The organism is Mycolicibacterium sp. XJ2546 (assembly GCF_053483195.1).
In genome coordinates this window covers 34,999-47,160 of record NZ_JBEFRW010000018.1, presented here as the reverse complement: position 1 = coordinate 47,160, position 12,162 = coordinate 34,999, and the positions used below count along the sequence as shown (strand labels likewise).

Sequence of the window (12,162 nt, the reverse complement as noted above, 5' to 3'; positions counted from 1 at the left end):
TCGCGACGCTGTGCGATCGCTTAGCATGCTGCACATGGTGCAGACGACGACGCAGCCAGGTATCTGCCGGATCTGCTCCGCGCATTGCGGCGTGCTGGCCACGGTGACCGACGGCCGCCTGACAAAGGTCACCGGCGATCCCGACAACCCGATGTTCGGCGGCTACAGCTGCATCAAGGGCCGGGCGCTGCCCGACATCCACCACAACCCGCAGCGCCTCCTGCGCAACCAGAAGCGCGCACCTGACGGCTCGTACTTCCCCATCGCCTCCGAGCAGGCGATGGATGAGATCGCTGCGCAGCTGCAGGAGTTGATCGCCACGCATGGACCGCGCTCGGTGGCGATATATCTGGGAACAAACGGTCTACCCTATCCGGCCTCCGCGTTGATGGGCAACGCCTTCATCAGAGCGATCGGGTCGCCGATGTTCTTCACCGCGAACACGATCGACCAGCCCGGCAAGCAGATCGCACTCGCCGCCCACGGTCACTGGCTTGGCGGAGACGTCGACTTCCATGAGGCGGACAGCTGGATGCTGATAGGGACCAATCCGTTGGTCTCCAAGGCGATCGGTATCCCGGGCCAGAATCCGGCGAAGGGCTTGAAGACCGCTGTCGACCGCGGCATGAAGCTCATCGTGATCGATCCCCGGCGCTCACAGACCGCGGCACGGGCCGCGATCCACATCCAGCCTCGGCCGGGCGAAGACGTCACGATCGTCGCAGGAATGATCAACCTGATCATCAACGAGAATCTGTTCGACGCACCGTTCATCGCCGAGAATGTCGACGGTTTCGAGGCGTTGGCGACAGCGGTGTCCGGCTATACACCCGCTTACGTCGCCGAGCGTGCGGACATTCCCCAGGAGCAATTCGTCGAGGCGGCACGTCTTTTCGCATCAGAAGGCGCCCGCCCCGGCATGGTCAACGCGGGCACGGGCGCAAACTTCGCGCTACACGGCAGCCTGCTCGAGTATCTGTGCCTTTGCCTGACCACCATTTGCGGCCGGTGGCAGGGTGCGGGTGAAAGGGTTACTCGACCCAACACGCTGTTACCTGCGTTCACCGCGAAGGCGCAAGCGCATCCGCCGTACGAGGGCTGGGGATACGGCGAAAGGCTCCGGGTACGTGGCCTCACCGACACTGTGAGCGGCATGCCGACGGCGGCGCTGGCCGACGAGATCCTGCTCGAAGGCGAAGGGCAAGTGAAAGCGCTGATCTGCATCGGCGGCAATCCGATGGCGGCATGGCCCGACCAGCGCAAGACGCTACGCGCCCTCGAGAGCCTCGACCTTCTAGTCACCCTCGACACCGAAATGTCCTTGACCTCCCGGCTGGCCGACTACGTCATCGCACCGATGATGCAGATGGAGACGCCAGCCATGACAATGGGCAGCGAGCTCATCAAGTACTACACCAGCGGAACCGGAATCCCCGCCGCCTATGCGCAGTACACGCCCCGCCTCGTCGACCCACCGGCCGGCTCGGACCTCACCGAGGAATGGAAGTTCTTTCTCGGCCTGGCCAAACGGATGGATCTCGAGTTGTGGTTCGTCAACTTCTTCGGCGGCGGCGGCGGCAAGTTCATGGAGTCGCCTCCTGTTGTGCTGCAGATGACCGGCGAGACCGAGCTGAGCACCGAGGAGCTGTTCGAGCAGATGTGCGCGACGTCGCGCATTCCGCTCGACGAGGTCCGCCGACACCCGCACGGCAAGATCTTCGACGTCGACGCGGTCGTCCAGCCGCGGGACCCGGACTGCACGGCCAAGCTGGATGTCGGCAACGCCTACATGCTGGCGGAACTCGCGCGCATGTTGGACGACGACTTCGCCACTGCGCGAAGCGATCCTGCGTTCCCGTTCCGATTGATCCCACGGCGTCATCAGAACTTCATGAACTCGTCGGGCACGAACCTCGCGACCCTGCACCGGGGCAAACCGTACAACCCGGCGTACATGCATCCGGACCCGATCGCGGCTCTCGGCCTGGCGTCTGGGGACTCAGTCCGGGTCACCTCAGCCCACGACAGCGTCTTCGCGGTACTCGAAGCCGATGACACCCTGCGCCACGACGTCATCGCGATGCACCACGCGTTCGGCGGGTTGCCCAGCGAAGACGACGAGTTCCGCGAGCGAGGCACGAACGTCGGCCGCCTCGTCCCGACCGAAGTCGAATACGACCCGATCACCGGCCTGCCGCGGCAGGGCAACATCCCGGTAAGCGTCACCGCGCTGTAGAGCTCAGGCCCCGCCGGCGAGCCGGCAATCAGGCTTTGGCGAGCTGCTTCTGCTCGTAGAGGCGTGCCCACTCCTTGCGCGGGCGGATCGACACGTCGACGTCAGTTGCCTTGGCGCGCAAGGCACCAACCGTCGCTTCGGCGCGCGGCGTCAGCTTGAACGGATCCCAGCTGAAGAACCGGCATGAGTTCTCCCAGGTGATCTTGTTGATATCGCTGTCGTCGGCGCCCGCGGCGTTCAACTCGGCCAGCACCTGCTCGGGCGCATCGGGCCAGAAGCAGTCTGAGTGCGGGTAATCGCACTCCCAAGCGATGATGTCGATGCCGATCTCGTGGCGCAGCTTCAGCGAGGTCTTGTCGGTGACGTAGCAGGCCAATGAGTGCTCGCGGAAGACGTCGGAAGGCAGCTTGTCACCGAAGTCGCGGCGCAGCCACTTCTGGTTGGTGTAGTGCCGGTCGGAGCGGTCGAGGTAGAACGGGATCCAGCCGATACCGCCTTCGGAGAACGCGAATTTCAGGTCGGGATAGTTGCGCATCGCCGGACCCCACAGCAGATCCTGCGCGCACATCGCCGACACCTGGGTGGCCAGGATGATCAGGTTGTCGATCGGGGCGTTGGGCGCCATGCTGATCGCGCCGAAGCCCGTGCCGATGTGCAGGCACATCACCACGTTCTCCTCGGACAAGGTGCGAAACACCGGGCCCCAGTAGTCCTCGTCGTGGTAGCTCGGCAGGCCTTCCAGATGGGGCAACTCGGGCATGGTCACCGCCCGGCAACCCTTGGCCGCGACCCTGCGGATCTCGTTGCACATCCCCTCCGGCGTCCACGTCGGCAGGATCGCGATCGGGATGAAGCGGTCCGGATAGGACCCGGCCCACTCGTCGATATGCCAGTCGTTGTAGGCCGACACCATCACCAGGGTGACGTCTTCGCGGGTCATGTTGAGGTGACGCGCGGAGAAGCCGGTGAACGTCGGAAAGCACATCGAGGCCAGGATGCCGTTGCGGTTCATGTCGCGGACCCGCTCGTGCACGTCGTACACCCCCGGGCGCATCTCGGCGAACCCGGCCGGATCGCGGCCCCACTCCTCAGCGGGCCAGGACACCACCGCGTTCAGCCCGCTGACACCTTGCGGGCGGCCCTGATACATCCACTGGTCGACGCCCTTGTCGTCGGTCACCACGATCGGCGCCTCGGCCTTGTACTTCTCGGGCACGTGCCGCAGGAACATGTCGGGGGGCTCCACGACGTGGTCGTCAATGCTCACCAGGATCAGGTCGTCAGGTCGCATACCTTCGCTCATACCCCAGTAGTACCGTCTAATGGCGTGACCGTCTCTGCGCTATCGGACAGAGTATTGACTGAATCGGCCAACGACGTGGCTGCGGCCTCGCGCCGGGTCATCGACCTGCGCCGCGGCGGACGCGCCTTGGGCGGCAGCTACCTGTACCACGGCGACGCGCTGATCACCGGGTGGCACTCCCATGACGTGCACCAGATCGAGTACGCGGTCGGTGGCGTCGTCGAGGTGGAAACCGATTGCGCGCACTACCTGCTGCCGCCCCAACAGGCGGCATGGATCCCCGCCGGACTCGCCCACCAGGCGACGATGAACCCCGACGTGCGCACCGTCGCGGTGATGTTCGACCCGCTGCTGATCCCCGACGGCGGTGACCGCGCCCGGATCATCGCGGTCTCGCCGCTGATCCGGGAGATGATGCTCTACGCGCTGCGCTGGCCGATCGACCGGCGGCACGGCGACGACATATCCGACGGCTTCTTTCGCACCCTGGCCAACTTGGTCAGCGAAGCGCTGGATCACGAGGCACCGCTGAGCCTGCCAGCATCCGAGCACCCGATCGTCGCGGCCGCCATGGCCCACACCAAGGAGCACCTCGACACCGTCACCGTCGAAGACGTCAGCCGCGCCGTCGCCGTATCCGAGCGCACACTGCGGCGGTTGTTCCGCGACACGCTCGGAATGCCTTGGCGGACATACCTTTTACACGCGCGGATGCTGCGCGCCATGGCGCTCCTGGCAGCACCGGGCCAATCTGTGCAGGCGACGTCGTCGGCGGTCGGCTTCGACAGCCTCAGCTCGTTCACCCGCGCGTTCGCCCAGTTCTGCGGTGAGACACCGACTACCTACCGCAAAAGAGTTGGTAGCGACCGTCTTTAGTCGCGTATCTGCCCGTCGCGCAACAGCCCGTCGACGGCGTTCTGCCAACGCTGCAGCTGTGTGGGCGTGGTGAACGGTTCGGGCAGGTGCCGCTCGATGTGCGCGCGCAGGATAAAGGTGCCCAGCGCGAGTACGAGCGGGTTCAGCGTCGCCCACGTCGGGTCCAGATCGGGCCGGGTCAGCCCCAACTCGGTGCGCTGTTGCCAGCGGGCCGCACCCATGGCCGCCAGTGCGTCGAACAACTTGCGCCCCAGCGCGCTGCCGTCGGTCAGGGCACGCCCGACGTAGTCGATGACGTCGGGGTGCTCGTTGACCAACTGGGTGACCCGCTGCCCGATGTCGGAGATCGAATCGCTGGGCGGTTCGGGGACGGGCTCCGACAGGGTCGCGTTCACCACCGACATCACGTAGTCGTCGACGGCCTGGATCAGACCGGCCTTCGTCGTGAAGTGGTGCTGGACCAGACCGAGGGACACGCCGGCAGCCGCGGCCACTGCGCGCAATGACGTCATCCCCGTTCCGGTCGTGGCAAAACTCCGCAATGCCGCGTCACGGATTTTCTCGACGCTCGACCGTGTGCTCGTGTCGGCGGTCACTGTCACCGTGGCAGCGTAGCAATACGCCTGTATCGTCAGTTCCGATACACGTGTATTGTCGGCTTGCCGGCGGTCTGAACCGGCGACATCGGAAGGCCAACAGATGCAGAACCGCGAAGGGGTCAATGCGCGGCCACCTGGGGTGGTCGCGTGGCCGGGCAACACGCTGGCCGATCGGAAGACCGCCGATGAAAGCCCGCTCGGTGCCTGCACGCGCGATCCGGACCGCTGGACGATGAGCGCCGACGAGGGTGCCAAAGCGATCTGTCGCGCCTGCCCGCGACGCTGGCGGTGCGCGCAGGAGGCGTGTGAGACGCCGGCGGCCGAGGGCATATGGGCAGGCATTTTGATCCCGGAATCGGGTCGTGCCCGGCGGTTCGCGCTGAGGCAACTGCGCTCGCTCGCCGAACTCAACGGCTTCCCGGTGCGCCATCGCCAGGACACGATCGAGCACTCCGCCTGACGTTCTCTCGGCATCAACGCGTTTAGAAATTTCCTGAGAGGTCAATTCATCGGCAACTGAGTTGGATCGCCGATGGGAGTACTGATGCACGGGGGGACCTCCGCACCTTCTGACGACATGAAGTCCGAGGCATGGTCGGAGGCCATCGCGACAACCGGACTGTTCCTCAACGTCGCAGGCGTGATCGCGATCGCGATAGCGCTGGCCAGCTGGACGGTCGGGGATGGAATGCTGGCCCTGGTGTTCGGCTCGATCGCCGCGGTGAGCACCGCGGGCAGCATCGTCTGTTTCGTCAGGCAGTCCGCCGAACCCGAGGTCGTGTCACCGAGGACCTAGGCGGCACAGCAAACCGTCGGCTGCGCAAAGATGAGTGCGCGAGGGGGGATTTGAACCCCCACGTCCAAAGGACAATGGCACCTAAAGCCACCGCGTCTGCCGTTCCGCCACTCGCGCAATGCGCCGATCGTACAGCTCTTCTCCGGCAATAAATATGTCGGCAGCGTCCCATACCTTGAGTTTGATCACCCAGGACAGGGGCGAAGAGTGCGTTCTTCAGATGAGGTCGACGCTGTGCTTGGTCTAGTTGCGGCTGGATTCAATGACTGCGCCATTGCCCGGCTAACCGGTATCCCGCGAAGGACCGTTTGCGATCTAAGACGCCTGCCCCGACGTCTACCGCGCCACTCCTCAGAATCCTCTCTTTGCGCGATCGAGCATGATTTTGCTGCGGTCGCCGCAGTACCGTACGCCTATCTGCTCGGCTTGTACCTGGGTGACGGCTGCATTTCTCGGCACCCGAGGACCTTCATTTTACGAATCACTCTTGATGCAAAGTATCCACCGATAATCGAGCGCTGTCGTCAGGCGATCGACCTGTTGATGCCTGGACAGTAGGCCCGAGTCCTTCGCCGCTCCGACGGTTGCGTTGACGTGTGGCTGTACTCGAAGCATTGGCCCTGCCTAACTTCCCCAGCACGGTGCGGGCAAGAAGCATGAGAGGTCGATCAAACTCGAGCCCTGGCAGCAGGCGCTCGTCGACCAGGTAACCGAAGAGTTCGTCCTCGGCCTCATCCACAGCGACGGCTGCCGCGTCGTCGCCAACGATCGCGGGGTCCAACATGATCTATAGCATCCGGTACCACTTCACGAACCGATCCGAAGACATTCCGGAGCTGTTCACCGCCGCGCTCGACAAGCGCGACATCCCCTGGACCCGGTCGAGCAAGTACATCGTCTCCATTTATCGCAAGGCGGCCACTGCGCGGCTGGATGAGTTCGTCGGGCCGAAGGCCATCGCGGTACCGTTGAACCGTGTCCACTACACGGCGTAGCAGACCGGCGCTCATCGCATTGGTGATCGTCGGCGCCGCCGGCTGCCTGGCCCTGGCGTGGTGGCAGTGGAGCCGCTTCGAGTCGACATCCGGTGATTTCCAGAACCTGGGCTATGCGCTGCAATGGCCGATGTTCGCCGGATTCCTCGTGTACGCGTACTACAAGTTCGTCCGTTACGAAGAGGCCCCGCCGGAACCGACCAGCCGCGATACCGTCACCGAGATCCCTGCCGGGTTGCTGCCCGAACGACATACGCCGGAGCCCGCCACAGACGGCGATCCAGCGTTGCGGGAGTACAACGCCTACCTCGCCGAGCTCGCAGAGAAAGACTCCGCAAAGAAAGACAAGGAACAGCCGACGACATGACCGAAACGCCTGCGCCCACTACCCCGATCGACGCCATCCGCAAGGCGCTGCTCGGCTACCGCATCCTCGCCTGGACGACGGGTATCTGGCTGATCGCGCTGTGCTACGAGATGGTGATGAAGTACGTGTACCACGTCGAGGGCTTGAACTGGATCGCCGTCGTGCACGGCTGGGTGTACTTCGTCTATCTGCTCTTCACCGCCAACCTTGCGGTGAAGGTGCGCTGGCCGATCGCCAAGACCATCGGCGTGCTGCTGGCCGGCACCATCCCCCTTGTCGGCATCATCGTCGAGCAGGTGCAGACCAAGGAGATCAAGGACCGCTTCGGCTTGTAACCGGTTCCCGCATCGGGGCGGCGGATTCGTCGACGCCACCCACCCCAGCCGGAATCAACACGGCAAGCAACGCGGCGAGTGCGGCCATGGCGGCGGCGATCACCAGCGCGATCCGCAGGGCGGTCAGCGTCGGATAGGCCTGGCCCGCGACCGAGATCGTCATCCCCGCAAGGACCGCACCCACGACGGCGCTCGAGATGGACGTTCCCAGCGACCGCGCCAGCGCGTTGATACCGTTGGCCGCAGCGGTTTCGGAGATCGGCACCGCGGCGTTGATCAAAGCGGGCATCGACGCGAACGCGAACCCCACCCCGATGCTGACCAACACGTTGAACACCGACACCTGCCACGCGCTGCCGATCATCACCAAACCGGCCAGATACGACCCGGAGACGATCAGGCTGCCGACGATCAACGTGAACTTCGGGCCGCGCGCCGCGGCCACTCGAGACGCGATCGGCGCCGAGACCATCATCGCCAGACCCCCGGGCGCCAACCACAGCCCGGCCTGAAACATGCTCTGGCCCAACCCATAACCGGTTGCCGGCGGTAGTTCCAGGACCTGCGGTCCGATCAACGACATTGCGAACAGCGCGAAACCCACCGCGATCGACGCCACGTTGGTGCTGAGCACGGGCCGCTTCAACGTGGTGCGCAGGTCGACGATCGGCGCGGCGGTGCGGAACTGCCACAGCCCGAACAGGCCGAAGACGACGAACGACGTGATGAACATCCCCAGCGTCGTCGCACTCGTCCAGCCCCAATCCCCGCCCTTGGAGATGCCGAGCAGCAACGTCACGAGCCCGACACCGAGGCCGAGCGCGCCGAGCGGGTCGAACCGGTCGGTCGACGTCGGCGGTATCCGCGGAACCAGCGCCGCGAACAGCAGACCCGACGCGATACCCAGCGCGGCGGCGAACCAGAACAGCGCGTGCCAGTCGAAGCGGTCGGCGATGATCGCCGACAGCGGAAGGCCCAGGGCTCCGCCCACACCCAGTGACGAGCTCATCAGTCCCATCGCGGTGCCCACCCGGTGCGGCGGTACCGACGCCCGCAACACGCTGATGCCCAACGGAATGATCGGGATGCCGAACCCCTGCAGCGCGCGGCCGATGAGCACCGGAAGCAACGCGCTCGTCGTCGCCGCGATCAACGAACCGACCGTCAGGATGACGGCGCAGAGAAGAAGAATCGGCTTGGGGCCGTACATGTCGCCGAGCCTGCCGAACACCGGGGTCGCCACCGACGCGGTGAGCAGCGTCGCGGTGATCATCCACGATGCGTTCGCGGCGTTGGTGTGCAGCAGCATGGGAAGTTCGGGGATCAGCGGGATCACCAGGGTCTGCATCAGCGACACGCTGATACCGGCGGCCGCGAGCACCGCGACAACGATCGCGGGGTGCCGGGTGCGCGGGCCCTCGGCACGTGAGGTAGCGAAGCGGCTGCGCACCTCGGGCATGCTACCGATTAGATCAGCTATACAAAATTCGGCTAGCCGGCCAGTTCACGCAGCACCGGCAGCAGCGCGGCCAACGCCCGCCCGCGATGCGATACGGCGTCCTTCTCCGCCGGGCTCAGCTCCGCGGCGGTGCGCGTCGCACCCGCCGGTAGGAACACCGGGTCGTAGCCGAAGCCGCCGTCGCCGCGCGGTTCACGCGCGATGCTGCCGGGCCAGGTCCCACGTACGACTGCTTCTCTTTGGCCGCCGCCCGCGTCAAACACCAGTGCGCACGCCGACACGAACGCCGCCCCGCGCCGCTCGTCGGGCACGTCGCGCAATTGCGCCAGCAGCAACGCGGTGTTGGCTTGGTCCCTTTCGGCGGCACCGCCGGCCACGCCCGACCACCGCGCCGACAACACCCCCGGCATCCCGTTCAACGCGTCGACTTCCAGCCCGGAGTCGTCAGCAACCGTGGCCAGCCCGGTGGCCCGAAATGCGTCGCACGCCTTGGCCAATGCGTTCTCTTCGAACGTCGCCCCGGTCTCCGGGGCTTCGTCGAACGGCGCCACGTCGTCCAGGGACAGCAAGGTCAACCCGGATACCCCCGCGGCGTCGAGCACCCGGTGCAGTTCGGCCAGCTTCTTGCGGTTGCGGCTGGCCACCAGCAGCGTGGTCAGCTTCCGAACGCCTTCTTCGCCGGCTCCGCAGATTCGGGCAACTCCGTGGGATAAGGCAATTCCAGTGCCTGGCGCTGGATTTCGAAGATCTGTTCGCAGGCCGCCATCGCGGCGTCGAGCATCTTGTCCAGCGTCGATCGCGGGAACGTCGCGCCTTCCCCGGTGCCCTGGATCTCCACGAGCGTTCCGGTGTCGGTGGCGACGACGTTCATGTCGACCTCGGCGCGGGAGTCCTCGGTGTAGGGCAGGTCGACGCGGATGCGACCGTCGACGACGCCGACGCTGACCGCTGCGATCGCGCACGACAGCGGCCGCGGGTCCGACAACTTACCGGCCGCCGAGAGGTAGGTCACCGCGTCGGCCAGCGCCACGTAGGCGCCGGTGATTGCGGCGGTGCGAGTGCCGCCGTCGGCCTGCAGCACGTCGCAGTCGATCGCGATGGTGTTCTCCCCCAGCGCCCCCAGGTCGATGCACGCGCGCAGCGACCGGCCGACGAGCCGGCTGATCTCTTGCGTGCGCCCGCCGACACGGCCCTTGACCGACTCACGGTCCGAGCGTTCGTGGGTGGCCGCGGGCAGCATCGCGTATTCGGCGGTCAGCCAGCCCTGCCCAGTGCCCTTGCGCCAGCGCGGCACACCTTCGGTGACGCTGGCGGTGCACATGACGCGGGTCTCGCCGAACTCCACCAGCACTGACCCGGCGGGATGGGTGGTGAAACCGCGGGTGATGCGCACCGGCCGCAGTTCGTCGTCGCGTCGGCCGTCTTCTCGTGTGGACACGGGCCAACCCTATCGGGTGCCACCGTCATCGCCGAGGTCGACGTTTTGTCGCGCCCGCTTGTCCCTTTGGGCGGGAAAAGCTCACTTGCGGGGGACGTCGAACGTCTCCCCGCACACCACCGCGTGCACCGGGCCGTTGAACTCCGCCTTCGCTTCGCTGATGACGTCCTCACGCGACGTCCACGGCGGGATATGGGTCAGCAACAGTTCGCCGACGCCGGCCTCGGCGGCCGCCCGCCCGGCCTCGGTGCCCGACAGGTGCAGGTTGGGCGGCCGGTCCTCGGAATGCGTCCACGACGCCTCGCAGAGGAACACGTCGGCGTCGCGGGCCAGGTCGATCAGCGCTTCGCAGTAGCCGGTGTCACCGCTGTAGACGAACGTCGCACCAGACGGATCGGTGAAGCGCAGACCGTAGGACTCGGTCGGGTGACAAACAAGATGCGGCGCCACGGTCAGTGCGCCGATCGTCACCGGCTCGTCGTGCACCCAGTGGCGCACCTCGAAAACGTCGGAGAAATCGTCGATCTCACCGCCCTCCGGCGATGACGCTGCGCCGAGCCGCGCCCACGTGTTCGCCGGCCCGTACAGCACGCCGGGCTCCTGGGCCGGCGCCGGGTGGTAGCGGCGCCAGACGAACAACCCGGGAAGGTCAAGGCAGTGGTCGGCGTGCAGATGCGAAAGCAACACATGCACATCGTTGGGATCGGCGTAGCGCTGCAGCGCACCCAACACGCCGCCGCCGAAATCGACTACCAGCGGCGGGGTATCCGGAGCCGTGATCAAATAACCAGACGCTGGCGAATCAGGTCCGACGACACTGCCGGAGCAACCGAGTACGGTGATTCGCACGCTCTCTAGCTTGCCATGCCCGTCACTCATGTGACGAAGACATGGCGCGTTTGCGCTTCTTTCCTGCGGTAGATCACTTCCCGGCCCCGACGTGACGTTGAACAGGTCGAACACCGTCCAGTGACGGACCGAGAAACCGGGCGGCAAGTGCGGTGAACGACTCAGGTTCACCGGTCGCCTCGAAGATCCGCTGCGCACCGCGGCCGTCCGGCTGCTCGCGGTGGGGACGCAGCAGATCCAGTTCGGTGAGCACCCGTAGCAAGTCCTTGGCAGTCTCCTCCGCGCTGGACACCAGCGTCACATGATCACCCATCGCCAACTGGATCAGCCCCGACAGCATCGGATAGTGGGTGCAGCCCAACACCAGGGTGTCGACTTCGGCGCGTTGCAGCGGTTCGAGGTAGCCCTCGGCCAGGCCCAGCACCTGGCGCCCACTGGTCACACCCCGCTCGACGAAGTCAACGAACCGCGGACACGCCACCGCGGTCACCTCGGTGTCGCGCGCGGCCCCGAAGGCGTCCTGGTAGGCCCCCGACGTGATGGTCGCCTCGGTGCCGATGACCCCGATGCGGCCGTTGCGGGTTGCGGCCACCGCACGCCGCACCGCGGGCAGGATCACCTCGACGACGGGCACCGGCGCGTAGCGTTCCCTGGCGTCGCGCAGGCACGCCGCCGACGCGGAGTTGCAGGCGATCACCAAGGCCTTGACGCCATGCGCCACCAGGTCGTCGCCGATCGCCAGCGCATGCGCGCGGATCTGTGGAATGGTCAGCGGCCCGTAGGGTCCGTTGGCGGTGTCGCCGACGTAGACGATGTCCTCGTCGGGTAGCTGGTCAATGATCGCGCGGGCGACCGTCAGCCCGCCGACCCCCGAATCGAAGATGCCGACCGGCAGAGCCGCGTCCACCG

At 65.9% G+C, this 12,162-nt stretch carries 14 protein-coding genes and 1 tRNA gene; 7 read left to right on the top strand and 8 right to left on the bottom strand.

The annotated features are described in order from the left end of the window. Positions 1-34: 34 nt before the first annotated feature. Positions 35-2,236, top strand: coding sequence for a molybdopterin-containing oxidoreductase family protein (locus ABQE44_RS22340; protein WP_448431957.1), 2,202 nt, complete (start codon positions 35-37; stop codon positions 2,234-2,236). Positions 2,237-2,264: 28 nt separating this feature from the next. Here ABQE44_RS22340 and ABQE44_RS22335 read toward each other — a convergent pair whose 3' ends face one another. Next, on the bottom strand, positions 2,265-3,527 hold the full coding sequence (locus tag ABQE44_RS22335) for an amidohydrolase family protein (RefSeq protein WP_448432000.1): 1,263 nt from the start codon (positions 3,525-3,527) through the stop codon (positions 2,265-2,267). A gap of 36 nt (positions 3,528-3,563) precedes the next feature. On the opposite strand from ABQE44_RS22335, the gene ABQE44_RS22330 reads away from it, so the two are divergent. Next, entirely contained in the window at positions 3,564-4,415 is an 852-nt protein-coding gene (locus ABQE44_RS22330) for an AraC family transcriptional regulator (protein WP_448431955.1), read from the top strand. Here the strand turns inward: ABQE44_RS22330 and ABQE44_RS22325 are convergent. Beyond that, positions 4,412-5,017, bottom strand: coding sequence for a TetR/AcrR family transcriptional regulator (locus tag ABQE44_RS22325; RefSeq protein ID WP_448394891.1), 606 nt, complete (start codon positions 5,015-5,017; stop codon positions 4,412-4,414). The two genes, ABQE44_RS22330 and ABQE44_RS22325, sit on opposite strands and share 4 nt — an antisense overlap. A gap of 160 nt (positions 5,018-5,177) precedes the next feature. Here ABQE44_RS22325 and ABQE44_RS22320 point away from each other — a divergent pair, with 160 nt between their 5' ends. Next, positions 5,178-5,474 carry a WhiB family transcriptional regulator gene (locus tag ABQE44_RS22320; RefSeq protein WP_448394934.1) on the top strand — a complete coding sequence of 99 codons (297 nt, stop codon included), beginning with the start codon at positions 5,178-5,180 and terminating at the stop codon, positions 5,472-5,474. Positions 5,475-5,558: 84 nt separating this feature from the next. Continuing rightward, the gene (locus ABQE44_RS22315; protein ID WP_448431953.1) at positions 5,559-5,810 is read left to right on the top strand and encodes a hypothetical protein; all 252 of its coding nucleotides are present in this window, start codon (positions 5,559-5,561) and stop codon (positions 5,808-5,810) included. Positions 5,811-5,845: 35 nt separating this feature from the next. On the opposite strand, the gene ABQE44_RS22310 is transcribed toward ABQE44_RS22315, so the two are convergent. Beyond that, a tRNA-Leu gene (locus ABQE44_RS22310) sits at positions 5,846-5,927 on the bottom strand. Between the two features lie 665 nt (positions 5,928-6,592). Here ABQE44_RS22310 and ABQE44_RS22305 point away from each other — a divergent pair. Genes ABQE44_RS22305 through ABQE44_RS22295 form a run of 3 tightly spaced genes read left to right on the top strand, consistent with a single transcriptional unit; the run spans position 6,593 to position 7,507 of the window. Next, positions 6,593-6,805 (top strand): hypothetical protein, encoded by a 213-nt coding sequence (locus tag ABQE44_RS22305; protein ID WP_448431951.1) that lies wholly within the window; start codon positions 6,593-6,595, stop codon positions 6,803-6,805. Next, the gene (locus ABQE44_RS22300; protein ID WP_448431949.1) at positions 6,786-7,172 is read left to right on the top strand and encodes a hypothetical protein; all 387 of its coding nucleotides are present in this window, start codon (positions 6,786-6,788) and stop codon (positions 7,170-7,172) included. Before ABQE44_RS22305 ends, ABQE44_RS22300 begins: the two co-directional genes overlap by 20 nt. Further along, positions 7,169-7,507 (top strand): DUF3817 domain-containing protein, encoded by a 339-nt coding sequence (locus tag ABQE44_RS22295; RefSeq protein WP_448394894.1) that lies wholly within the window; start codon positions 7,169-7,171, stop codon positions 7,505-7,507. Before ABQE44_RS22300 ends, ABQE44_RS22295 begins: the two co-directional genes overlap by 4 nt. Here the strand turns inward: ABQE44_RS22295 and ABQE44_RS22290 are convergent. From ABQE44_RS22290 to murI, 5 genes are all read right to left on the bottom strand, one after another. Then, positions 7,485-8,966 carry an MFS transporter gene (locus ABQE44_RS22290; RefSeq protein ID WP_448394895.1) on the bottom strand — a complete coding sequence of 494 codons (1,482 nt, stop codon included), beginning with the start codon at positions 8,964-8,966 and terminating at the stop codon, positions 7,485-7,487. The two genes, ABQE44_RS22295 and ABQE44_RS22290, sit on opposite strands and share 23 nt — an antisense overlap. A 32-nt stretch (positions 8,967-8,998) precedes the next feature. Then, positions 8,999-9,625 carry an RdgB/HAM1 family non-canonical purine NTP pyrophosphatase gene (gene rdgB / locus ABQE44_RS22285; protein ID WP_448431998.1) on the bottom strand — a complete coding sequence of 209 codons (627 nt, stop codon included), beginning with the start codon at positions 9,623-9,625 and terminating at the stop codon, positions 8,999-9,001. Next, on the bottom strand, positions 9,622-10,404 hold the full coding sequence (gene rph, locus ABQE44_RS22280) for a ribonuclease PH (RefSeq protein ID WP_448394896.1): 783 nt from the start codon (positions 10,402-10,404) through the stop codon (positions 9,622-9,624). Before rph ends, rdgB begins: the two co-directional genes overlap by 4 nt. An 81-nt stretch (positions 10,405-10,485) precedes the next feature. Next, on the bottom strand, positions 10,486-11,283 hold the full coding sequence (locus ABQE44_RS22275) for a cyclic nucleotide-degrading phosphodiesterase (protein ID WP_448394897.1): 798 nt from the start codon (positions 11,281-11,283) through the stop codon (positions 10,486-10,488). Between the two features lie 43 nt (positions 11,284-11,326). After that, on the bottom strand, positions 11,327-12,160 hold the full coding sequence (gene murI, locus ABQE44_RS22270; RefSeq protein WP_448394937.1) for a glutamate racemase: 834 nt from the start codon (positions 12,158-12,160) through the stop codon (positions 11,327-11,329). Positions 12,161-12,162: the final 2 nt, after the last annotated feature.